The organism is Pseudoalteromonas sp. DY56-GL22, assembly GCF_041414715.1.
Lineage (GTDB): Bacteria > Pseudomonadota > Gammaproteobacteria > Enterobacterales > Alteromonadaceae > Pseudoalteromonas > Pseudoalteromonas simplex.
Genome location: NZ_JANHZR010000001.1, coordinates 349,270 through 374,005, shown reverse-complemented (window position 1 = coordinate 374,005; position 24,736 = coordinate 349,270). Strand labels below are relative to the sequence as shown.

Annotated in this window: 19 protein-coding genes; 11 read left to right on the top strand and 8 right to left on the bottom strand. The window is 42.1% G+C overall.

Annotation, left to right across the window (positions count from 1 at the left end; all coding sequences use genetic code 11):
- The first annotated feature begins 30 nt into the window (after positions 1–30).
- From NO991_RS01590 to NO991_RS01575, 4 genes are all read left to right on the top strand, one after another.
- Positions 31–1,038, top strand: coding sequence for a LacI family DNA-binding transcriptional regulator (locus tag NO991_RS01590; protein WP_054553993.1), 1,008 nt, complete (start codon positions 31–33; stop codon positions 1,036–1,038).
- Positions 1,035–2,255 carry a glycosyltransferase gene (locus tag NO991_RS01585; protein WP_235373691.1) on the top strand — a complete coding sequence of 407 codons (1,221 nt, stop codon included), beginning with the start codon at positions 1,035–1,037 and terminating at the stop codon, positions 2,253–2,255. Before NO991_RS01590 ends, NO991_RS01585 begins: the two co-directional genes overlap by 4 nt.
- A 149-nt stretch (positions 2,256–2,404) precedes the next feature.
- Positions 2,405–3,631, top strand: coding sequence for a threonine/serine exporter ThrE family protein (locus tag NO991_RS01580; protein ID WP_082389304.1), 1,227 nt, complete (start codon positions 2,405–2,407; stop codon positions 3,629–3,631).
- Positions 3,632–3,757: 126 nt separating this feature from the next.
- Positions 3,758–5,998, top strand: coding sequence for a tetratricopeptide repeat protein (locus NO991_RS01575; RefSeq protein ID WP_199529071.1), 2,241 nt, complete (start codon positions 3,758–3,760; stop codon positions 5,996–5,998).
- A gap of 40 nt (positions 5,999–6,038) precedes the next feature.
- Here the strand turns inward: NO991_RS01575 and NO991_RS01570 are convergent, their stop codons facing one another.
- Entirely contained in the window at positions 6,039–7,535 is a 1,497-nt protein-coding gene (locus NO991_RS01570) for an arylsulfatase (protein ID WP_054553996.1), read from the bottom strand.
- A gap of 335 nt (positions 7,536–7,870) precedes the next feature.
- Here NO991_RS01570 and NO991_RS01565 point away from each other — a divergent pair, with 335 nt between their 5' ends.
- The 3 genes from NO991_RS01565 (at position 7,871) to NO991_RS01555 (ending at position 10,446) form a co-directional block, all read left to right on the top strand.
- Positions 7,871–8,662: a hypothetical protein gene (locus NO991_RS01565; protein WP_199529053.1), complete on the top strand. Its 792-nt coding sequence runs from the start codon at positions 7,871–7,873 to the stop codon at positions 8,660–8,662.
- A 42-nt stretch (positions 8,663–8,704) separates the two neighbouring features.
- Positions 8,705–9,874 carry a BamA/TamA family outer membrane protein gene (locus NO991_RS01560; RefSeq protein ID WP_235523708.1) on the top strand — a complete coding sequence of 390 codons (1,170 nt, stop codon included), beginning with the start codon at positions 8,705–8,707 and terminating at the stop codon, positions 9,872–9,874.
- A 110-nt stretch (positions 9,875–9,984) separates the two neighbouring features.
- On the top strand, positions 9,985–10,446 hold the full coding sequence (locus NO991_RS01555) for a hypothetical protein (RefSeq protein ID WP_371351599.1): 462 nt from the start codon (positions 9,985–9,987) through the stop codon (positions 10,444–10,446).
- Between the two features lie 6 nt (positions 10,447–10,452).
- Here NO991_RS01555 and map read toward each other — a convergent pair whose 3' ends face one another.
- From map to NO991_RS01535, 4 genes are all read right to left on the bottom strand, one after another.
- A complete protein-coding gene (gene map / locus NO991_RS01550) occupies positions 10,453–11,235 on the bottom strand; it encodes a type I methionyl aminopeptidase (RefSeq protein ID WP_371351598.1) in 783 nt (260 codons plus the stop codon).
- Positions 11,228–11,434, bottom strand: a complete 207-nt coding sequence (locus NO991_RS01545) for a ParD-like family protein (RefSeq protein ID WP_119853080.1) — start codon at positions 11,432–11,434, stop codon at positions 11,228–11,230. Before NO991_RS01545 ends, map begins: the two co-directional genes overlap by 8 nt.
- Before the next feature lie 72 nt (positions 11,435–11,506).
- A complete protein-coding gene (locus tag NO991_RS01540) occupies positions 11,507–12,991 on the bottom strand; it encodes a S41 family peptidase (protein WP_371351597.1) in 1,485 nt (494 codons plus the stop codon).
- A 578-nt stretch (positions 12,992–13,569) separates the two neighbouring features.
- Complete coding sequence (locus tag NO991_RS01535) at positions 13,570–15,090, bottom strand: aldehyde dehydrogenase family protein (RefSeq protein WP_371351596.1); 1,521 nt, start codon at positions 15,088–15,090, stop codon at positions 13,570–13,572.
- A gap of 177 nt (positions 15,091–15,267) precedes the next feature.
- Between NO991_RS01535 and NO991_RS01530 the strand changes: the two genes are divergently transcribed.
- On the top strand, positions 15,268–16,176 hold the full coding sequence (locus NO991_RS01530; RefSeq protein ID WP_371351595.1) for a helix-turn-helix domain-containing protein: 909 nt from the start codon (positions 15,268–15,270) through the stop codon (positions 16,174–16,176).
- Here NO991_RS01530 and NO991_RS01525 read toward each other — a convergent pair.
- Entirely contained in the window at positions 16,166–16,837 is a 672-nt protein-coding gene (locus NO991_RS01525) for a YoaK family protein (protein ID WP_294410299.1), read from the bottom strand. The two genes, NO991_RS01530 and NO991_RS01525, sit on opposite strands and share 11 nt — an antisense overlap.
- Positions 16,838–16,966: 129 nt before the next feature.
- Here NO991_RS01525 and NO991_RS01520 point away from each other — a divergent pair, with 129 nt between their 5' ends.
- Positions 16,967–17,998, top strand: a complete 1,032-nt coding sequence (locus tag NO991_RS01520) for a LacI family DNA-binding transcriptional regulator (protein ID WP_138599246.1) — start codon at positions 16,967–16,969, stop codon at positions 17,996–17,998.
- Here the strand turns inward: NO991_RS01520 and gtfA are convergent.
- A complete protein-coding gene (gene gtfA / locus NO991_RS01515) occupies positions 17,995–19,467 on the bottom strand; it encodes a sucrose phosphorylase (protein WP_300360952.1) in 1,473 nt (490 codons plus the stop codon). The two genes, NO991_RS01520 and gtfA, sit on opposite strands and share 4 nt — an antisense overlap.
- 138 nt (positions 19,468–19,605) lie before the next feature.
- Here gtfA and NO991_RS01510 point away from each other — a divergent pair, with 138 nt between their 5' ends.
- Together NO991_RS01510 and NO991_RS01505 are read left to right on the top strand one after the other, a co-directional pair.
- Positions 19,606–20,826: a sugar MFS transporter gene (locus NO991_RS01510; protein WP_054554008.1), complete on the top strand. Its 1,221-nt coding sequence runs from the start codon at positions 19,606–19,608 to the stop codon at positions 20,824–20,826.
- Positions 20,827–20,978: 152 nt separating this feature from the next.
- On the top strand, positions 20,979–23,378 hold the full coding sequence (locus tag NO991_RS01505) for a TonB-dependent siderophore receptor (RefSeq protein ID WP_371351594.1): 2,400 nt from the start codon (positions 20,979–20,981) through the stop codon (positions 23,376–23,378).
- A 48-nt stretch (positions 23,379–23,426) separates the two neighbouring features.
- On the opposite strand, the gene NO991_RS01500 is transcribed toward NO991_RS01505, so the two are convergent.
- Complete coding sequence (locus NO991_RS01500; RefSeq protein ID WP_371351593.1) at positions 23,427–24,644, bottom strand: sugar efflux transporter; 1,218 nt, start codon at positions 24,642–24,644, stop codon at positions 23,427–23,429.
- Positions 24,645–24,736 lie beyond the last annotated feature (92 nt).

Below are 24,736 nucleotides of genomic sequence, written 5' to 3'. Positions count from 1 at the left end.
CACTCTATTCGCCACTTTTTGCTAATAAAAATGAAAAAATCGACAGGCAAAGTCACAATTTGGGATGTGGCTGAACAAGCACAGGTTTCAAAGTCAACCGTGTCTTTGGTCCTTACCAACAGTGATAAGGTCAGTAAAAAAAGTAAAGAAAAAGTACTGGCTGCCATTGATAAGCTTGGCTATGTGTATAACCGCGATGCTGCAGCCCTACGCAGCAAGCGATCAAACCTAGTCGCGTTGGTTATAAATGACTTAACCAACCCGTATTCAGCTCAGCTTGCTGTTGGTCTCGAAAAACACATCTTTGAGCTTGGCATGCTGCCAATGCTGGTGAATATTGCAGAGTGTGTCGAAAGGCAAACTCAAGTGGTGAAAACCCTAAAAGAATACAACGTATCGGCGTTTATTATGTGTCCAGCACCGGGGACAGAGCAGCAGTGGCAAGATGATTTAATAAATAGTGGTTTTCCGGTTATTAATATCATGCGTGAAATTCCGTTTTCAGCTGCGCCGTGTATTTTGCCTGATAACAAAAAAGGCACACATATTTCGACTAGCCATATTTTATCGCAAGGCATAGAAGAAGTTGCATTTTTAGGCGGCACGGCAGAAATATCTGACTACCATGAACGTTTAAGTGGTTTTTTAGCTGCGCTTGAGCAATTTAATATCACTGACGAAAAACCCGTTATTCAAGCGCCGACAAACCGCCAAGGTGGCCGAGAAGCCTTTAATACCCTTATAAAACAAGCGCCAAATACCAAGGCCATTGTCTGTTTTAATGATGTGATTGCTTACGGCGCGATTGAAGCTATGCGCCAACACGGCCTTGAGCCGGGTAAAGACATTAAAGTTATTGGCTTTGATGACCTAGAAGATTCACGCTTAATGCTGCCCTCTCTTTCAACCATCGCCATTAATGCCGATGAAATCGGTAAACGCACTTGCCAGGTGTTAAAAGAACTATTAGATAAATCAACGCCACCCGTTCGCACCTTGGTGGATGTTAACTTAAAAATACGAGATTCAAGTCAATGAAAAAAGTGTTAGTGATCGGTTATGTATGGCCTGAGCCTAATTCGTCGGCAGCCGGCACCCACATGATGTCACTCTTGCGCGCCTTTCGTGCAGAAAACTGGCAAGTTGAATTTGCAAGCCCAGCGCAAAAAACCGAACACATGGTGGATCTCAGCGAAGATGGCATTACCACACAGGTCATTGCATTAAACTGCTCAAGCTTTGATGAGTACGTGCAAGCGTATAACCCTGATATTGTGATGTTTGATCGCTTTATGATGGAAGAACAGTTTGGTTGGCGAGTCGATAAATACTGCCCTAAAGCACTTAAAATTCTTGATACCGAAGATTTACAGTGCCTAAGAAATGCCCGTCACGAAGCTCACAAAGCAGGCCGAGAATTCAGCCATAGTGATTTACACAGCGATATTGCAAAGCGAGAAATCGCGGCAATTTTACGCTCAGACATCAGCTTAATTATCTCGCATTACGAGATGCAGCTACTCAATGACGTTTTCAAAGTTGATAGCGCCCTACTTCACCATTTACCATTTTTGGTTGATTTACAGCATATTCCTACTAGCACCAAAGCATTTGCTGAGCGTAAGCACTTTATGACCATTGGTAATTTTCGTCATGCGCCAAACTGGGATGCTGTGTTGTACTTGCAACAGATTTGGCCGCTGATCCGCAAACAATTACCCGATGCTGAACTCCATATTTATGGCTCCTACCCGCCACCTAAGGCGACAGCGCTTAACAATCCAAAAACCGGCTTCTTAATCAAAGGCTGGGCAGATGATGCTTATCAAGTTATGGAAGATGCCCGAGTATGTTTATCGCCACTGCGTTTTGGGGCTGGTATCAAGGGTAAGTTACTCGAAGCGATGATCATGCAAACGCCGAGCGTAACAACCCCTATTGGTAGTGAAGGCATGCATCAAGATGAGCCATGGTCAGGCGCAATCTGTGAAGATGCACAGCAATTTGCTGATGCAGCAGTGGCACTTTATCAAGATGAAGCTCTGTTTACCCAAGCACAGCAAAATGGCCAGCTGTTATTGCAAAAATATTATGATAAATCAAAACTTCAGTCGCAGTTAATCGCTAAAATCACCACCATTAGTGAGTCATTAGCGCAGCATAGACAGCAAAATTTTACCGGCCAAATGCTCAAACATCACACCATGCGTTCGACCCAATACATGGCGCAGTGGATTGAAGCAAAAAATAAGTAATTTTGCCGTAAATAACACTAGACATAGCGGCTTTTGTCGCTAAAATCGCGCTGGTCAATTTAAGCGATATAGTCTAGCTATTAGACTATATCTTATTGAATTTTGGTCTATCCTTAACTGAACAATTTAACCTTTGGTTCAAAACGCCTTTGAAAACCGCAACGTTTACTGAAAAACGAAAATTTATCGTGAAGCTTGGCAAAATGCTTCATAAATACGGTACACCTGCATACCGACTAGAAGCGCACTTAATGGAAGTTGCGACTTACCTCGGTTTAAAATCATCTTTTGTTATGTCGCCAACATCCGTGACTTTTGTGATCTGGACAGATGGTCACGAAGAAGAGTATACCCATGTGGCGCGTGTTGATCCGGGCGATCATGACTTAGGCTCGCTGGCAGATACCGATGACTTAGTAAACAAAATGCTTAATGGCGAGCTGACGCTACAAGAAGTCGATAAACAGCTCGATATTATTTACACCATGCCAAACCCATATAATAAATTTATGACTGGCGTTGCATTTGCGACCTCAGGTGGGGCATTTGCCATGTTGATGGGGACTAGCTGGAATGATGTATTTTGGTCAGCACTGATCACCTTAGTGGTGTATTTATTTGTACTTTGGTCAACACGCTCTAAGCGTGTTGCGCATATGCTTGAACCATTAGTTGCCATTGTTTCTGCGATGATTGCCTGCGCTGTAAGCGTATACCTTGATGCCCAAATAAACATACGACTGGTGGTACTTTCAGCCATCATTGTATTTATACCCGGCTTAGCATTAGCCCTCGGTTTAGCAGAGTTAGCGGCAAGGCATTTAGTATCTGGTACAGCTCGGGTGATGGACTCATTCATGCTGCTGTTTAAACTGTATTTTGGTGCTTTTATTGGTATCGGTATTGGTTTTGCTATTTTTGGACAAAGTGATTTTGTGCAACCGGAACCATTACCAAAGTGGACAGCCTGGCTTGCTATCTTCATGTTATGTAGCAGCCTAATCGTTATTTTTAGAACAAAATTAAAGCATGCAGTTTGGTCAATCGCTTCTGGCTTTATCGCGTATGGTACAAGTATTGGTTCGGCCATGTATCTAGATTACACTTTAGGTACTTTTGTTGGTGCTTTATCTGTTGGGGTATTCAGTAACTTGTTTAACCGTGTTGCTAATGCACCCGCCTCTATTGTAGCCATGCAAGGTTTAATTGTTTTAGTACCTGGAAGTAAAACCTATATCGGTTTGAACTCGTTAATTGAAGGTCAAGATTTCGTTTATGCGGAGCATATAGGCCAACAAACCTTCTTGATATTTATGTCATTAGTGGCGGGGCTTATCTTCGCTAACGTTGCGCTGCCACCGAAGAAAAGTCTATAACTTACTAAGCCCGAGCTTCTCGGGCTTTTTTATATCCCCGTTTTAACAAGCCGACTTTGCTTATCTGTAACAAACTGATATAACTCATAAGTGCATGTGGTAAAAATAAAAAGGATTTATTCTGTGATGAGATTGGCTTGGCTGTTATGTAGCTTTTTCGCATTTAGTGTGTTTGCAGAGTCCCAGTGTGTTAACTGTCATCAAAGCCAAGTTGCAGACTGGCAAACCTCCCATCATTTTCATGCTATGGAAAAAGCCACTCCCGCTTCAGTGCTTGGCAATTTCAACGAACAAACCCTCGACTATCAAGGCCAGCAAGCGCGCTTTTTTCAAAAAGACCAACAACTTTTTATAAGCATGCCAAACCTTGATGGCAAGTTGACTGACTACCCTGTTTTATACACATTTGGCTATGAGCCATTGCAGCAATACATGTTTGAAATGGGCAAAGGCCACATACAACTGTTTCCATTTGCGTGGGACTCACGCAGTAAAACAGAAGGCGGTCAGCGCTGGTTTGTACTGCATCCTGAGCAGAAACAACACGACCTTTTTCATTGGTCGCAAAAAGGCCAAAACTGGAATCATATGTGTGCCGATTGCCACTCAACTGATTTCAAAAAGCAATTTGACCTTAAAACGAATAGCTTTGATTCAACTTATTCAAGCATTAACGTGAGCTGTAAAGCGTGTCATGGCGACACACAAGCGCATTTAAAATGGGCTGATGGCGATAGTAGTATTGCTGATAAGGGCTTTACGCATAATATTAAAAAGCAAACCCCGCTGTTTACCCAAGAAATCGATGGCAGTATGCAAAGCGTGCAGCCTCTGGTAAAAAGCGAGCAAGTGCAAGTGTGTGCAACATGCCATGCTCGCCGCTCACAGCTTGATGACCGCAAAGACCCACATAGCTTTTTACAACACTTTCAAGGCTCATTACTCACTCCAGAGCTTTATCACGTTGATGGTCAAGTGTGGGACGAAGACTATGTTTGGGGTTCATTTTTACAAAGTAAAATGTTCAATGCCGGGGTAACATGTAGTAACTGCCATAACCCTCATTCGGGTAAATTAAAGCTACCGGGTAATCAAACCTGTACGCAATGTCATAGCCAAGAGGTGTTCGACACGCCAAAACATCACGGTCATAAAGTGGCAAGTACTGGTAGCCAATGTGTTGATTGTCATATGCCTGCCACCACCTATATGCAAGTGGATGCAAGGCGCGACCACAGCTTTCGGGTACCTCGTCCAGACTTAACATTAAAAACCAATGCCCCAAATGCCTGTAATAGCTGCCATGAAGACAAGACGCCACAATGGGCGGTTGCTAAAATAAAAGGCTGGCATCCACATTCAAAGCACCTTGGCACTGCGCATTTTTCTGAGGCGTTTTATGCCGCGGATAACCGTTTGCCTAATGCATCAACCATGCTGACCAAAATCGTGCAAGATAAAGGCTTTCCTGAGATCATCCGTGCATCAGCATTAAGCCGCTTAGCCGCAAGCCCAGATAACAATGCTGTCGTCGCGATTGCTCGTTCAGTAAAAGACAGCGAACCATTAAAACGCCAAGCAGCCATTGAGGCGGCGATGCCGTTTGATATCAACCAGCGCTGGCGCCTGTTGAACCCGCTTTTAGATGATGAAAATTTGCCTATCAGAGCCGAAGCTGCACGAGCACTGGCGGCCATGTTAATTCAACCCTTCCCTACGGGGCTCAATGAGCAAGACAGCAAACGTTTAAATGCAGCCCTTGATGAATACAAAGGCATTCAAGAGTACCAAGCAGAGCGTGGCTATTCACACACCAATTTAGGCAATTTGGCGCTCACATTACAAAAGCCTGAGCAAGCCAAAGCACATTACCTGCAAGCAATCAGTGTTGAGCCTATTTTTGCTCCCGCTTATGTCAATTTAGCAGATTTATACCGTAATCAAGGCGATGAAAAAGCAGCGCAAGCCATCTTAAAACAAGGCTTAGACGTTAACCTAGAAAGCGCCGACATACATTATGCCCTGGCAATGAGCCTTATTCGCGCAAAACAAAAAAACACCGCTCTTAACCATTTACAAAAAGCAGCGCAGTTTGCACAAGAAAATGCAAACTATCAGTTTACCTACGCCCTGCTATTACAAGATTTAGGCAACATGCCAGCGGCCATCTCAGCCCTTGAGCGCGCATTTAATTTAACACCGAATAACCCAGATATCAGCTACAGTTTGGCACAGTGGTATGTGGCAGAAGAGAACTACAGCCAAGCGCTGTTTTATGCCAGAAACCTAGCCCGCTTGGTACCGGGTAACCAGCAAGTTGAGCAGTTTGTGAAACAGCTCGAAATGATGAATAGCATTAATCATTAAAAAAGGGCCTAATCGGCCCTTTTCAACTTATGGTTAATAATTAATGCCCATAGTTTAGTGATTTTGCTTTTTCGATTGCTTCATTCACGTTAAGTGACGCCGCTTCTTGACGTGGAGGGAATTCAACAAAGGTTTGAACATGTTCATTTAACTTAGCAATAATCGGCTGCATCAACCAACTCTTACGCATGATTTGATGAAAACCAGTTACCCCATCATAGTGTTCTAATGGATCTTTACGTAAATTAAATAATTTAGGCATACTGTGAGTTACCATATCTTCGTAATATAAGCCATTTGGTTTGGTCGCGAAGTGCATTTTCCATGGACCAAAACGTACCGCCGTAAGTTGTGACTCATAGTAATAAAAGAAATAGTTACGTGCAGATTTATCAGCTTTACCAGTCCAATAAGCTAGGTTGTTTTCACCATCAATATACACTTTGTCTGACTTTTTAAGCTTTTCACGTAAGTTCTTTTCACCTAATGCAGCAGCAACTGTAGGGAAAACATCTTCATGTGATGAAATGCCATTGAGCTTTAAGCCTTTTGGTATTTCATCAGGCCAGCGTACCAAGAAAGGCACGCGCACGCCCCCTTCCCAGGTTGTCATTTTTTCACCACGGAACTCAGTGGTTCCTGCATCAGGCCAGCTTGATTGCTCAGGACCATTATCGCTGGTGTAAATAACAATGGTGTTATCGGCAATTTTTAGCTCATCAAGTTTATCTAGTAGCTTGCCAACATGACCATCATGCTCCATCAAGCCACTACCAAAAATATCTTCTTCAGAACTAATGCCTGTCGCTAAATTTCGGCTTTCAGGTTTTAGGTGTGTGTAAACATGCATACGACTTGTGGCATGCCAAATAAAGAATGGTTTTTTCGCTTTTACTGCGCGTTCCATAAAGTTTAGTGAGCGCTCTAACACTTCTTCATCAAACGTTTCCATTCGTTTGCGAGTAAGTGGGCCAGTATCAGTGATTTTGCCATTGGCGTAAGATTCAATCACACCACGCGGGCCAAACTTTTTAACAAACTTAGGATCTTTAGGGTAATCAGCCTGCTCTGGTTCTTCAGACACATTTAAGTGGTACAAATTTCCGTAAAATTCATCAAAGCCATGCTTTGTTGGTAAGTGCTCATCTAAATCACCTAAGTGATTTTTACCATATTGAGCCGTCATATAACCGCGAGCTTTTAAAAATTCGGCTAAGGTAGGATCGGCTTCTTTTATACCAAGAGGATTACCAGGTTGACCTACCGTGGTTAAGCCTGTCCGCACAGGCAACTGCCCCATTAAAAATGCAGCACGACCCGCTGTACAACTAGGCTGTGCATAATGATCAGTAAACAATGCACCTTCGTTAGCAATGCGATCAATATTAGGGGTTGGGTAGGTCATACCGTGTGAGTATGCACTGAGTGAGATTGGCGCAACGTCATCAACCATTATGGCCAATACGTTTGGCTTATCAGCTGCAAGGCTTACCGTTGAAACCAAACCGCAAATAGCTGCCGCTATTAGTTTTTTCATAAATCATCCTTTATTAGTTAAAGCAATACCTTTCACTCACAATGAGCTTTCATCAGTATAGATGAAAAAACGGTCGATTCTAGCACTTACCTTTATATACATTGGCCTCTATCAATAAAACCACCTATTTTCTATAAACCGCTTTTGAAATTAATAATTAATACCTAACAACAAATACTTAGTGAACTTTTTAGCTATACTAAAAAACTAATACCCCATAAATTTTAACTACTGGATCCCCATATTTTCGCCCTCAATTAGGATTGAACAAGAACAAAAAATAGACTATAACTAACTAATGAAACAGCCTTTTTATCTCTGTGTAAGGACAACACATGACTTCATATCACCTCATCACACTAATTAGTATTGGGGTTTCATTTTCCAGTTATGCGGATAATCAAAAAGAAGTACAAGACATGTCAGATCCTCTGGCTGTTTATACTCAAATAGGCTTTGGTACCACTAACAAAGGGCTAAACTTAAAAGTAGGCCAAGCATACGACACAGGTATCGCAACAACTGCCGGAATGAATGTTATTGAAGTAAAAGGCATATATGGCGATGCACTAGGCTGGGAAAGCGACAGCAAAACAACAGATTCTATCGACTCGTTTCGCTTTCGAAACTTCTCTGTTGATTTGAGCTCTATGAGTGCAACGCAAATTGATGCTAACTATAACCTTAATGCCAATCTTGTTGCTGACGAAAGTATGGATGTTTCGTACAGCTTTATTAAAGCTTTAAAACCTATGGGACGTTTCACGTTCTATCCGTTAGCTGGTGTGGGTGCATCGCTTGGTGAAAATACCCTAGAAGATGACGGCAGTCGTGACAGTGGTTATTCCATTATGGGTGCTTATGGTTTAGTGGGTATGTACGCTAAAGTGACAATTAACGATAAAATATGGCTTAACTACAATCCATTTTGGCTAACCACTATCGGCGGTAGTGATAACTACAAAGACCATTACTATGGGTTAAACCAAAGCCATATTTTAACTCATGAATTCGCCGCAAGTTACCAAATAAACCCGCGAATGAATCTCCGCTATTTTGCAAATTGGAATGAAAACCTTGACTTTGTGGATGGCGACCACCGTCTCGAGTTTAATTATCAACTATAAATTAAGATTTGAAGAAAAATAAACTACAGGGTAAGGGATTAAGTGAAAAAAGTAGTACTAATAAATATGTTGGCGGTAAGTTTACTAAGCACTGAAAGCTTTGCATCAAGTTACGATGAATATGCAATAAAACCTGCCGAGCAACAATTAAGCAATCAACAACAAAAAGTTGATGAACCTATTTCATTTTTGCCCATCCCGACGTTTATTACAGAACCAGCTGTAGGGCCTGGCCTTGGTGTTGTTGGCCTTTTTTTTCATGACAACGAGAAAAAGGCTAAAAAGAAGAAAAAAGAGGGCTCTACCCTACCACAAAGCATTAGTTTAGTGGGCCTAGTGGGCACTAAAAATGGGACCAAAGGCGGCGCTGTTGGTCACATTACGTTTTGGGATGAAGACCGTATTCGCTATCAAGGGATTGTTGGCTGGGCGAGTATCAATCTTGATTTTTATACCTTCGATGAAATAAAGCTTCTCACGCCATTATCGTTAAATATTGAAGGTCCTGCTGTGTTCCAAAATCTTAAGTTACGCTATGACGATAGTAACTTCTTTTACGGTTTTAAACAGATTTATCGCCAAGTTGATATTAGCTTAGCCGATAACCCTATCGAAGATTTTTTACTTGAAAACGACATTATCAAGGAGCACCTTTCACTTGATGTAAATACGTCAGGTATCGGTCCGCTACTGGAATACGATAGCCGAGATAACCCGCTTAACCCTGAACGTGGCTTTAATTACAAGGCCGAATATTTATATTTTGATGAGGCTATTGGCAGTAAAGTTGATTACACCAGTCTAAAGCTAACCGCCTTAAACTATTGGCGTTACACCGATAAGTTTAATTTTGCTTTACGTATGCAGTATGACTCGGTTAATAATCGAGGTGAGAAACGCTTACCGGTTTACATTCCGCCAAGTATTAGCTTGCGTGGGGTGTCAGCAACGCGTTATCAAGGCCTAGATGTATTTGTTACTGAAGCTGAAGCAAGCTATAAAGTCACACATAAAATAAAACTCAATGTGTTTACTGGTATGGGCTGGGCAGCCGATAGCTTTTCTGACTTATCAAAGGCTGAAACCATTGATACTGTGGGTGCAGGGTTTCGCTATTTGATTGATGAACATTACGGTATCAGCATTGGTTTAGATGTAGCCCATGGTCCTGAACAAAATGCTATATACATTCAAGCAGGTTCTACCTGGTAGCAAAACCAGTGCTTTTTCACTAGTTTTTAAGAAAACCCAAACCAAAAGATTGAATTCGTTGATTTCACTGCTATTATCAAAAGCTCAATAAACATTCAGGGATTGAACGGATGCATAAAAAAGTATCAACAAACCATTATCCATTCAAAAACTTTAAACCTCACGGCCTTGTTGAGTTTTATCAACGTGAAAATACACTTTTAACAACCGCAACAGGTCCTTTCAATGAAGAGATTATTGACGCGCACTCTTTTATGCAAAAGGATTACATCAATAAGCTCAACGCTGATTACGGCCAGTGGTTTGAATTAGTTGAATTTAAAAATTCGTGTATGGCAACCCCTGATGCACTTGAAAAGTTAATGGTGTATTTTGTTGAACTCAAGCGTAAGGGCATTGCACCGGCCAAAACAGCCTTAGTCATAAAAGATGGGCTTGAAGGCGGTAGCTTGCTGAGTGATACCTACTGCAATTTGTATAAACGTGCAGGCTTGATAATGAATGTCTTTAAATCAAGAACTGCGGCCCTTAACTGGCTAGCAGAAGAGCCCGTTGCTGAATTAGCCTGTTAACACAATTTATTTTAAAAAGTGTTGCTCTTCTTCGCGTAAGGTCAACACTTCAACTCCCTCAGCCGTTACTGCTAAAGTGTGCTCCCATTGCGCAGAAAGCTTTTTATCTCTTGTAACCACAGTCCAGCCATCAGGCTTGGTTTTTACTTTAGCAGCCCCTTGATTGATCATTGGCTCAATTGTAAAGGTCATCCCCTCTTTTAATACCAGCCCGGTATTTTTCTTGCCATAATGTAATACCTGTGGCTCTTCGTGCATTTGCTGGCCGATACCATGACCACAGTATTCTTTAACCACACTATAACCATGTTGATGAGCAAAGTTTGCAATCGCATTACCAATATCCCCCAGCCTCACGCCTGGTTTTACCATTTTAATCGCGTGCCACAGGGCTTGCTGGGTACTATCTACCAAACGCTTTGCTAAAGGCGATACATCTCCAATTAAGTACATTTTGCTCGAGTCAGCTAAATAGCCATTTTTCTCAAGAGTGATATCAATATTCACAATATCGCCTGCTTTTAAAATACCCTTCTCGCTTGGAAAACCATGACATACCACCTCGTTCACAGAGGCATTTAGTACATAAGGGTAGCCGTACTGCCCTTTACTTGATGGCCTTGCTTGTAACTGCTCAACAATGTAGCGCTCAACGAGATCGTTTATTTCCATTGTAGTCACTCCCTCTTTTACAAAAGGCTCGAGATAAGCAAATACATCAGCAAGTAATCGACCAGACTCTCGCATCAAAGCAATTTCGTCTGCATTTTTAATTACAACTTTACTCATCACTCACATCCTTAGCCTTCACATCAGCTTGACGAAGTTGCTCTTTGATAATATCGCTGTAAGTCATGGTGGGGTTAAGCTCTGCAAGCATCCCTATTTTAATCCAATACTCAGATTGTGAGTTGATTGAGCGTACCATCGCTGTGCTTGCTTTACGGATTTCTTCGTGTAGCTCATCGCTTATTTTAACAATACCCATCATGCGACCTATATATGAAACGTATATAGATCGTATTCATATAATATAAAAAAGCAAGAAGAACTTGTTTAATTACAACTCAGCAATCATTTTAACAAGCGCTTGCGTTGTCCATTCAAGTTCATTGAATTGAATATCAGGTTGATAATAAAAGCCTTTTTCTCGGGGTCTGTTCACATAGACCTTTATCGGCAAAATGACTTTAGCAAAACCTGAAGGTAGGGTTTCGAGCCTCACTTCCATATAGGTAGAATCGGTACTACTTGGTGCGCCAACTAACTGTGTGTTTGCAAATAATTTAAAACTATCAAGTGCGTCTAAACAGGCGCTGGCACATTGCCCTGGCACAATCACATAAACCGGTGTAGTAAACTTGCTGGCGTTTTTTGGCAATGCTGGCTGCTCTGCTGCAGGTATCTCAACATAAAAATGTTCACCTTTTTCATAAGCCGCCTGCATACTTTCGTGAGTCGTCTTTAACCATTGATACCAAGGGCTAGCTTTATCATAGCTTGCGACTACATCGCCAAAATAGTCAGTATTGCCTTTAGAAGCACGCCACCACACTTGGGTATTTTTGTCTAACTCATAGCGGCCATATTTAAACTGTTCGCTACCCCAAAGTGCTGAGGCTATTTGCTCACTCCACATCGATGAGCCACCTTGATTATGGCGAAGATCAAGCACCACAGCTTTAGCTTGCATTAACTTATCATGTTGCTGTTCAATGGCGCTCAGCATCGTTTGGTAATCTGCTTGCTGCTGCTCATTGGGTGCATACGTTGGCATACTGATCCACGCAATATCCTTTAAAGGCCAATTAAGCTCAATTGGTAACTTGTCGCCGTTGTAAGCATGTTTAAGTTTACCACTGACATCATCAGGCCTAATACGCCAATTTAACTTTAAGCTGTAAACAGAGCCGTCGGCTTTTTCAAATGTGCAGCTTTCAAGTGGCGATAAAAACGGGTTTCCGTCATCAATAGTTAGTCGCCAGCCATGATTCCACCAACTACCAGGTTGCTCAACTTCGCCGTAATAGCGAAAAACACGTTCAACGAGCAAAGTATTAATTGCTGTATTATCACAGCTTACGAGCTTATCGCCCTTGGCAACTGTATCTAATTCGCTGTAATACACTTTTAACGCATCACCGCGCCATACAGTTGAAAAGCCCGGCCAACTTCTTTGGGGTTTTAATTCACTTGGTAAGGTATCAATCGCTCCCGCATGACCATCTTGTAGTACAGTTCTAAAACGTGCAATAGCCGCAGCAAAACCTTGTGAACTATGCGCTTTTACAGCCAGCTTTAAGCCTTCTTGCTTTGCTTTTTCAAGCTGTTTAGCAAAACCAGGGTAACGTGCATCATGCATCCCTGGGTGATTGATAACCGATAATTGATAAGCCGCTTCAACATCTTTTATAGCAAGTTCAGACCAATTAATTTCAGAGTGAGTGACTGTACGCCCCTCATCGGCGCGACATAGATTAACACCAAAAGGGCTAAAGTTTAGAGCTGTAAAGATGAGTGATAAGTAAAGCGTCAAACGTTTCATAAAAATCCATTTTAAATAATTATTATGTTTAAAAAACACCCTATTTAATCACTAAGGCATTGTTGTGGCAATAAAAAGTACTTCACATGCTAATAGATTAAAAAAATTCATCTATCAGGTTTATTTTAATCGTTTGTCGAATTAGAAGGATTACTCTAAAGTTAACTCATCAGCGCTTTTAAGCTAAACAGCTTCACACCATTGAGCGTGTTTGCGCTAACCGAATTGTTGTCACAAAAAGTCTAGCTTGTGTGTTCTCTGGGCTTTTTTATATACCGAGTCACTGCATACGTGGTGACTCAACCAAATTGTTGTCAAAAGCTTAGTTTGTGTGTTCTCTAAGCTTTTTTATTCCGAGTCATTGCACACGCGGTGACTCACCAAATTGTTGTCAAAAGCTTAGTTTGTGTGTTCTCTAAGCTTTTTTATTCCGAGTCACTGCACACGCGGTGACTCCACCAAATTGTTGTCGAAAAGCCTGGCTTGTGTGTTCGCCGGGCTTTTTTATGCCCGTTATAAAATAAAAACGCCACTAGATGTGGCGTTTGGGTAGTTTCGACAACAATAAGAAATTGCTTTTAAAAGAAGCCCAGTGGATTCTCACTGTAACTGACTAATAGGTTTTTAGTTTGTTGGTAATGATCAAGGGCGAGTTTATGAGTTTCGCGGCCTATGCCTGACTTTTTATAGCCGCCAAACGCAGCGTGTGCTGGGTACATATGATAGCAGTTGGTCCAAACACGGCCCGCTTCAATCTTACGACCAAAGTGATAAGCACGGTTCATGTTTCGACTCCATACACCAGCACCTAAGCCAAACTCAGAACTATTAGCAAGGGCTAACGCTTCGTCTTCATCTTTAAAAGTCGACATTGAAATAACCGGGCCAAAAATCTCTTCTTGGAATACACGCATGTCGTTAGTGCCTTTTAATAGCGTTGGTTGAATGTAGTAACCGCCATTAAACTCATCAGACAGTTGTTCGACTTCGCCGCCCGCAAGCACTTCGGCCCCTTCTTGTTTACCAATTTCGATGTAGCTTAGGATCTTATCAAACTGAGCTTGTGATGCTTGAGCACCCACCATGGTTTCGGTATCAAGTGGATTACCCCGTTTAATTTGTAGAGTTCGGGCAAGAACACGCTCAATAAATTGCTCGTAAATATCTTCTTGAATAAATAAACGCGATGGGCACGTACACACTTCACCTTGGTTAAAGTACGCAAGTACAGCCCCTTCAATCGCCTTACTCAAAAACTCATCGTCTTTTTCCATGACATCGTTAAAGAAGATATTTGGCGATTTACCACCTAGCTCAACCGTCGAAGGAATAATGTTATCAGCAGCGCATTTTAAGATATGTGAACCCACTGGCGTTGAACCTGTAAAGGCAATCTTCGCAATTCGAGTACTGGTTGCCAGTGCTTCGCCCGCTTCTTTACCATAGCCGTTTACCACATTTAGAACACCTGCAGGTAATAAGTCACCAATCACTTCAAGCAGCACTAAGATAGATGCAGGGGTTTGTTCAGCTGGTTTTATTACAATACAGTTACCCGCAGCAAGGGCTGGTGCAAGTTTCCACGCTGCCATTAACAATGGGAAGTTCCAAGGAATAATTTGCCCTACTACACCCAGTGGCTCATGAAAATGATAAGCAACGGTGGTTTCGTCTATCTCACCGATTGAACCTTCTTGCGCACGCACACAACCTGCGAAATAGCGAAAGTGATCAGCCGCGAGTGGCACGTCTGCCGCAAGTGTTTCACGGATTGCTTTACCGTTATCCCAGGTTTCGGCCACTGCCAGCATTTCTAGGTTTTGTTCAATGCGATCAGCAATTTTTAATAAGATATTGCTACGCTCGGTAACCGACGTTGTTCCCCATGCCGCTTTTGCATCGTGGGCTTTATCAAGTGCCAGCTCGATATCTTCTTTTGATGAACGAGGTACTTTACAAAACACTTTGCCATTTACTGGACTAATGTTTTCAAAGTATTCTCCTTTTACAGGGGCAACCCACTGGCCACCAATATAATTCTCATACTGCGCTTTAAAGTTAACTTTTGCGCCTTCACTGCCTGGATTTGCATAAATCATAATGTGTTCTCTCTTCAAATTGTTGTGTTTTATTTAGCATTGACTAAATTATGCGGTAGGTTATTGTTTAATGAACCGCTAACAATTGAAGTTAGCTCAGTTACTGAAAACACACTTGATTCCTAGTCCAGACTTTTTGACTATTTGTCCAGAATTTAGGGCGACAGCGAGGCAACTATGAACACATCAGTCAGCAATAGAAGTTTAGATAAAAAACGACAACGTATTGATGTGCTTATTGAAAATAAAGTCAGTTTTGCGGGCGAACATGCTGAATTAAGTATTTACGACACTTACTTAGATGCCCAAAAAGTGGCGTTACATTCCACTGAATTATTATTTTGTGGCATGATCAGCGGTAAAAAAATCATGCATGTTGCCGACAGTGATTATCATGAAGAGTTTTTACCAAACCAATCATTTGTACTTGCCCCAGAGCAAGGGGTGCTAATAGACTTTCCCAATGCATCTCTCAATCAGCCAACAACCTGTTTAGCGATTGAAATCAGTACCGATAAAATAAGCCAAGTAGTTGATGCTCTTAATTTTAACCAGCAAATTACCCAGGATGACTTTTTTCAATATCAAACCAAGTTAGTGCACGCCCAGCATAACCCGCAAACTCAGCAACTGCTTGAGCGCATGATCACCCTATTTAGCGAAAATGAACAACACCGCGATTACTTAATTGATTTATCACTTAATGAACTCATAACCCGCCTGTTACAGCAGCAAAGCCGAGATTTAATGATTGCAAGTTGTAAGCAAGGCAAGCTCGCAACCCCGTTAAGTGATGTAATTAGTTATATAGAACAGCACCTTGCTGAGAATATTGATATTGATGTGTTATGTAAAATAGCCTGTATGAGCCGCAGTAAATTTTATCAGCAATTTAAACTAGCCTTTGGTGTTACGCCCGCTCTTTGGCAACAACAATTACGCTTACAAAAAGCGTATAAATTGCTCGAGAAAGGCGAGGCGATTAGCCAAGTTTGTTACCAATTAGGCTTTAATAACCCAAGCCATTTTAGCCGTGTATTTAAACAGGCCTTTGGCGCAACCCCTAAGAGTATTGCTAATCATTAAGTTCTGGATTGCGATGAGAATAAACGCGATAGGTTAAGGCGAGTAAAATACAAATGGCACTTGGTACATAAAGCGCCGCAAAGGTCATTTTTGCAAATAACCACGCCCCTGCTAAGCCACCAAATATAAAGCCAATAATGATTAGGCCGAACAGCTTAGCCTTACGTTTATCAAGCGCCTCGCCACGAAAAACCCGACCAAACATAATACCTAAATCAGTAAAAATACCCGTAACATGGGTAGTACGCACAATTGCACCACTGTAAGTTGTTGCCAAGGCGTTTTGTAACCCACATGCCGCAGACGCTAAAAAATGTCCATAGCCCGAGCCATTAAATAATAACCAAAGTGCGCCCAGTAAAAGCCCTGCTTCGATCAGCAATGCCGTGTCGTAATGACGACCTAGTTTAAGTGCTGAACTATGTAGCAAAAAACCAGCAATACCAGACCCAACTAAAAATGACAGTAATACGCCTAATAAATGTAACGCATCAAGGCTATTGCCATGCATGAGATCTGTGCCAAGCAAGGTGGCGGTTCCCGATAAATGCGATACCGCTTGATGCTCAAAGCTAAGTAAACCAACTGCATTCACACACCCAGCCACCAGCGCCAAAATAAATGCGCCAATCTCAACCCATTTTGGTAACTTAGAAATCACTCGCTACTCGCCTTTTTCTCACCCTCGTACTCATTCTTTTATGGTACGCCTATTTTTATGACTAAAAACACTTTTTTTCGACTCTTTATATGGTAATTTACAATTAAGTAAATCGATTAAGAAGCTACAATGACAAAGCCAAAAAGTTGGACGCTGAAAAGTATTGCCCAAGAGTTAGGTGTTTCAAATGCCACTGTATCAAATGCGTTTAACCGCCCTGATCAATTATCGAAAGCACGCCGCGAAGAGATTTTGGCTGCCTGTAAAAAGCTTGGCTATTTTGGCCCTAACAAGGCGGCACAATCATTGCGCCGAGGCACCTTTAATATTGTTGCGTTAGTATTACCAGACAGCGTTGAATATATGATATCTGACCCGGTTGCTAGCAGCTTTATGCGCGGTGTGTCAGCGGTGCTCGAAAAAAATGGTATTAACCTTTTATTATTTTCAGGCAACAGCGATAACCTAAATAGCGTTGTCGACTTTGTAGATGGTTTTATTTGCTACGGCCGCCCACGTAATAAGCAACTTGTTGAGCAATTAAAACAGGTTGCCAAACATGTGGTAACGGTTGATTTTAATATCGGTCGCGATGCCTCAGTAAACGTAAACAACCAACAAGCCAGCTTTGATATTGCAAAACACGCACTTCACAAAAATGATGATCGGGTTGCTATTTTAGGCCTGCGTTTACTCGATAACGACGTATTATGCCGAGTATACGAACATCATGAGTTTGAAGCAGGTCAGTCGATTGCTCATCAACGACTGCGCGGTTATCACCAAGCAATCAGCGATGCTGGCATCACCCTGGGTGATGATAGAACATGGAATATTCCAGAAAGCAGCGAGCGCTTTGCCAGCATTGCCGCCAAAGAAGCACTTAGCAGTACACCAAGGCCAAACGTATTGTTATGTATGAGTGATTTGATCGCCCTTGCCGCCATGCGCGAAGCATTAAAAATGGGCTTATCGGTTCCTGAAGATGTCAGAATTGTTGGCTTTGATGGCATCGATGAAGGCCAACGATTTGTGCCAAAACTCACCACTGTTCATCAAAATAGCGAAGAAAAAGGCCGTATTGCTGCGACCTTGTTTCTATCGAAAGAGCAGCAAACAGCCGAAATCGACTATCAACTGCAATTGGGTCAAAGTAGTTAAGCTAAAAAGTCAGCCAAATCAACAATACTTTGTTCGCCTTCACGGTGATCAACAATGATCACTTCACGGCTAGCAAAGTCAACTTTTAACTCGATTGAGCTGGTATCATCATGCCAGCTTAAACGGCACACACTGCCTTCACCTTTAGCAATAAACTCACCGTTAAAAGCTGGATGCTCATTACGTAATTGAATCAGCTTGATTAAACCTTTCACCACAGGTTTAGCAAGCGCAGCATCAATGTCTTGCGCATTTAAGTAAGGGCGATTGATATCACGACCAACATTGGTACGAGCCAATAATTCCATATCGTTCTCACAAGCGAACAGGCCACCATAATAAACTTGTGGAATACCTGGTGCGAAGAACTGAATCGCACGCGCTAATAAGTAATCAAAGTCATCTGCGCCCAAGGCATTGTAATATGTGCAGTTTACTTGATATAAATCGACATTACTTGCTGCTGCACCAGTCGCTAGGCGGCTTTGCCCTTCGCTCTTTTCATGAATGGTTTCAACCAAGTTATCAATTTGCGCAGCGTCTAATAAGCCCGGTTTATCACCCATCGGGCCTGCGTCAATGATGCCAATGCCATCATGAGTATCAAGTACCGTTAAACAGTTACGCGGCGAAATAGTTAGCCAATTCAGTAATGCTTGCGCATCATTGCTAAACAAGCTGTGTAAAATAAGGGGTGGTAAAGCAAAGTCGTAAACCATATTTACACGCTTTGCGACTTCAACCTGAGTTTGGAAATGGCTATGGATCTCGGCAATGGTTTCCATACCCGCTTCATTAGCTTGCGCCGAAAGCTTATTTAAATATTCAAAGGTTTCATCCAACATAAAGCAGTTTGTGCCAGCTTCTTTAATCGCATAGCCTGCCGCATCTAAACGAATAATATTAACATTATTATCAGCAAATTTGCCAAGCACCGTATCTAAATACTCGATACCCGCCGTTGATTTCACATTGATATCAATTTGGTTATCGGTAAAAGTGGTCCAAAAATCATAGGTTTGGCCGTCACCACATGTAATTGGTGTAAAACAACTACCCGGACGCGGACGATAAATCGCTTGTTGTTCAGCCTCAGACATGCCATTTGGGAATACATCATCTTTGGTTAGAAATAAATCCCAAAATTCAGATTGCTTGCCTTTAGCGAGTACATCTTTAAATTGGAAAGATTGTGCTGAAACATGGTTAACAATTAAGTCAGCCATTAAGTCATAGTTTGCACCAAGGACTTTTATATCGTCCCAGCTACCAAGGCGCGAGTCTACTTCACTATGATCAATAGGATCAAAGCCAGCATCACTGCCATCAATCGGATTATAAAATGGCAACAAATGTACACCTGCAAACACATTGTTAAGTGGGCCATTTAATAAATTACTTAATTCATCAATACCTTGACCAGTAATACGGTCTGCGTAGGTGATTAATTGCACTTTATTGTTGATCATAATTGTTAATACCAAGTTGAAACTTAATCGATTAAGATATATCTTTAACCACGACAGCAAATTATTCAAGCAGTTTTTATAGTTTTTATACACTAATATACATAGTAAAGGCGCAGACCTTTCGGTGGGGATACAACAATGAATAGAACACACGATCCTTTGCAAACCATTAGATGGCTGACATACATGATGTTTTTTATGTTTGCGATGACCTCTGATGCGGTTGGTATGATCATACCTGAGCTTATCGAAGAATTTAATTTAAGCATGACCCAAGCCAGTGCTTTCCATTATGCACCGATGGCACTTATTGCTTTTAGTGGCCTGTTTTTAGGCTTTTTGGCCGACAGCTTTGGCCGCAAACAAACCATCATGCTAGGACTCGGCATCTTCACCATTTGTTGTTTTCTATTTGCTGTAAGCAGTAGTTTTAGCGTATTTGTAGTGCTGCTTAGCTGTATTGGTCTTGCTATTGGCCTATTTAAAACCGGTGCTTTGGCACTGTTAGGTGATATTTCTACAAACAATTTAGAGCACACAAAAACCATGAATTTGGTCGAAGGTTTCTTTGGTGTTGGCGCCATTGTAGGCCCTGCCCTTGTCAGCTTTTTAATCACCCAACAGGTTAGCTGGACCTACCTTTATGTTATCGCTGGGGTTTTATGTTTGATTTTAACCATAATTGCTTGGCGTGCAGATTACCCTAAACCTAAAAAGCTAGAAGAACACGCAAAACCGGCCTCTCTTGCAACCACCATGAGCATGATGAAAAACCCTTATGCACTGGGCTTTTCATTAGCAATTGCCCTTTATGTTGCAACCGAAGTAGCAATATACGTTTGGATGCCTACTCTACTTGGCGATTACGACGGCCCGTGGCAATTACTGGCAACCTATGCACTGACCTTATTTTTCATTTTACGCGCTGCGGGGCGTTTCTTAGCGGTGTGGCTATTAAATCACTTAAGCTGGCAAGCGGCGATGCTGTATTTAAGCTTAGGAATTGCATTGTGTTATTTAGGCTTAATCTTCGGTGGTGTTGATTGGGCGGTATTCTTACTCCCTTTATCTGGGCTATTCATGTCGATGATCTACCCAACTTTAAACTCAAAAGGTATTTCTTGCTTTGCGGTGCAACAGCACGGTGCGGTAGCTGGGGTTATTTTGTTTTTTACTGCCCTCTCTGCTGCAGCAGGCCCATTATTAATGGGTGTGATCAGTGACTACTTTGGCCACATTCGTTACGGCTTTTATCTCGCAACAGGTTTCGCATGTTTACTGTTTTTAGCCATGCTATATAACTACTTACGTAACCCTGCTGAGCAAGCGTTAGCGCAGCACAGTGCATTAAGCCACTAAATAAAAATCGTTAAAAATCAATTATCGAACATAAATCGTGCAAGTTTTTCACTAAAAAGACTTGCACTGTGTAAAATTATTGTTATCTTTACTTAATCGATTAAGATAGCAATTTAGACAACAAACCATCTGGGATTGAGACGAGGCACATTATGACAACACACAAACATGCCCTTTATACATTAAGCGCGCTTGCATTAGCAGTAAGCCAAAACTTACACGCCGAAGAGCAAGCACAACCTGAGGCTAAAAAAAGCGGTCTTGAAACTATCGTTGTAACCGGTGTACCACGCCGTACAACCATCATGGCATCAAGCTCATCGGTTAGCAGTGTGACATTAGCTGAAATTGAAGTATCAACACCACGCTCTACTGCAGAAGCCTTCAGAACAATTCCGGGTGTACGTTCAGAATCAACAGGCGGTGAAGGTAACGCAAATATCGCGGTACGTGGTTTACCGGTTGCATCGGGCGGTGCTAAATTCTTGCAACTACAAGAAGATGGCTTACCTGTTATGCAGTTTGGCGATATTGCCTTTGGTAACGCAGATATCTTCATGCGCTTAGATTCAACAGTACAAAGTGTTGAATCAATCCGTGGTGGCTCAGCATCAACAGCAGCAAGTGATGCCCCAGGTGGTATCATCAACTTTATTTCAAAAACAGGTGAGAACGAATCAGGCAGTGTATCAACCACTGTTGGCCTTGATTATGACTCAATTCGTACGGATTTTGAGTATGGTACTTACCTAAACGACAGTGTGCGCTATCACATTGGTGGCTTTGTTCGCCAAGGCGAAGGCCCGCGTGAAACCGGTTATACATCTAATAAAGGTGGCCAAATTAAGGCAAACCTAACGAAAGAATTTGATGCCGGTTATGTACGTGTGTACTTTAAACACCTCGATGATAAAAGCGTAGGTTACCTACCTATGCCTATGTACTCAGATGGCGATTCAATCCCAGGTTTCGATGCGCAATCAGATACGCCGCATTCTGCTCTTTTCACACAAACGCTGCGTTTAAATGGTGATAACCAAATCAGCACGGGCGATATGACCGACGGTATGAACCCAGTTGTTACCTCAGTAGGTTTTGAAGCAGCATTTGATTTAGAAAACGACTGGCGCATCGAAAATCGTTTTAGAACGTCATCAGTAAGCGGTAACTTTATTTCTCTTATTCCAGCTGAAGTTGCAAGTGCAAGCTCTATTGCTTCTAGTATTGCTGGTGATGGTGCATCGCTGGTTTATGCAAATGGTGGTTCAGCAGGCGAAGCCTATGGCGATGACGATTTAGCAATGCGTATTCATACATTCGATGTAACGCTCAACGACATGGGCTCAATTGTTAATGATCTTAAGTTAACTAAGTCGTTCTCTGATGACACCAGTGTTACGTTTGGTTACTTTGCATCAAGCCAATCGATTGATATGTCGTGGCTTTGGAACTCATATGTTATGGAGCTAAAAGGCGACAACGCTGCATTACTTGACGTTTACGCTGCAAATGGCGACAGCTACTCAGATAATGGCTTGTACGCTTATGGTACACCTTACTGGGGTAACTGCTGTCAACGTAACTACGACACAGAATACGAAACACGCGCACCTTACATTAACTTAGCCACTAAGTTTGGCGATTTAAGCATTGATGCAAGTGCTCGCTATGATTCAGGTGAAGCACGCGGTAACTACGCAGGTGCCGTAACATCAACAATTGATATGAATGGCGACGGTACCATCTCAATTCCTGAGCAAAGTGTTGCTGGTATTGATAATGCAAATCCTAGCATTGTTAACTACGACTGGCACTACAGCTCATACTCAATTGGTGCGAACTACCAAATTGATCCAAGCTTTGCGACATTTGCCCGTTTAAGTAAAGGCGGCCGCGCAAATGCAGACCGCTTACTATTCGGTAAAGTAGAAGCAGACGGTTCGGTTGCTGAAGCCGATGCAATTGATGAAGTAAATCAATACGAAATCGGTGTGAAAAAACGTTTTGATTCACTATCAGTATTTGCAACTGCATTCTATGCAGAAACTGAAGAGCAAAACTTCGAAGCAACATCACAAAAGTTCTTTGACCGCGAGTACGAAGCAAAAGGTATTGAGGTTGAATCAACCTACTACATAGGTGATTGGGATTTCCGTGGTAACTTTACTTGGACAGACGCAGAAATTGCTAAAGATGCGTTATCGCCAGAGTTAGTCGGTAATACACCACGTCGTCAAGCTGACCTTATTTACTCATTAATGGCAACTTACAACTTTGACAAAGGTGCTGCTGGCCTAAGCTTTATTGGTACAACAGATGCTTACGCACAAGACAGTAACGACCTTGAATTCGATGGTTACACACAAGTGAATGGCTTTGTAAGTTACAATCTATCAGAAAACTTAAGTCTATCGCTTAACGTGAACAACCTGTTCGACACCGTAGGTATCACAGAAGCAGAAGAAGGCTCAGTACCAGATAACGACATTATTCGTGCCCGTACTATCAACGGCCGTACAACGTCGCTTACTTTAAAATACTCTTTCTATTAATTACTCTCCTCCCTCGTTTTAGCCCAGTGTTTACTGGGCTTTTTGCGTTTATGTGTTCTTACCAACAGTAACAAAAGGGTGCTGTATTTGACTAGGTTGCTGCTCATTTCGTTTTACATAACTAAATAGTATTAAGCACCCAAGGGCTAAACTTGCTGCTAGCATTGAGCCAAGTGTTGCAAACCTAAAACTATAAAACTGTGCAACAACCCCAGTTGCCCCTGCCCCGCACATAACACCCAGTTTAATGGCGTTCGTGTAAAACGCTGAGATAAACCCTATTCGTTCGGGGAGCTGATCTTGTAATACGGTTAAGCCAATGCCCGCAAAAATACCGTAAAACAACCCATTCAATACTTGCAACGCGATCAAATGCCAAACTTGAGTGGCAAAAAACACTCCTAAATAAAATACAATGGCACAACAAAATGCCACCGCAAGCATCGCGACTTTACTGTATTTTTTAGCAAGCTTAGCCCCATACAGCATGATAGGAATTTCTAACAGCGCCACTACACCCATAAACAGCCCAGGCGTATGTTCAGCGAATCCTAGTTCAGTAATGCTATAAAGCGGCAGTGCCGATGAATACATAATATTGCCCGTTGAACCAAGCATAATAGCTAAGCCCAACAACCAAAATGATAAACTCGCTCCGGCTGCAGGCTCTGAGCCATTTTGTGATTTCTTAGCGCTGTAGTCAGGAATAAACTTAAATGCAAAAATAAGAGCAACCAAGGCACACACCGCAGCAAAGTAAAACGAGCGGCTAAACTCGCCTCCAGCGGCTAACAAATAACCAAGTGGCGGACCGCCCACCCAAGCAAAGGAAATAGCAGCACGTAAACGGGAATTAAAACTGGTGATGTCGATGTTCTGTTGACGCCCAGCCCATTGTCTTGCCACGGTCATCATTTGCGGAATTGCCGCATTACCCATTGCAAGAAACAACACGCCTGCGAGCAAGACTTGCCAAAATGCAGTAGCATTCGCAAAGGCCACTAACGCACACACCATACCCGATACAGCCACCATAAATAACTTTCGCGCACTGGTGCCTTTATCAGCCATGCTACCTAGCCACTGACTGATAACTAACCCCATAATGGTGACCGCCACCACATAAACACCTAAGTACATAGGGGGTGCTCGCAACCCTTCTACAATAAATAAGCTCATCAATGGGTTAACGAATGCCCCCATTAACCCGGTTAGCATACTTAGAAGAATAAAAATTACACCATGCTGTTTCAGCAATGCTTTCACTCACAACCCCACATCAATACGACAAGTCAACATTTAACGGGCGCATATTATACATTGTTGTAGTAGAAAACTCATTTTGTAATACAAATAAA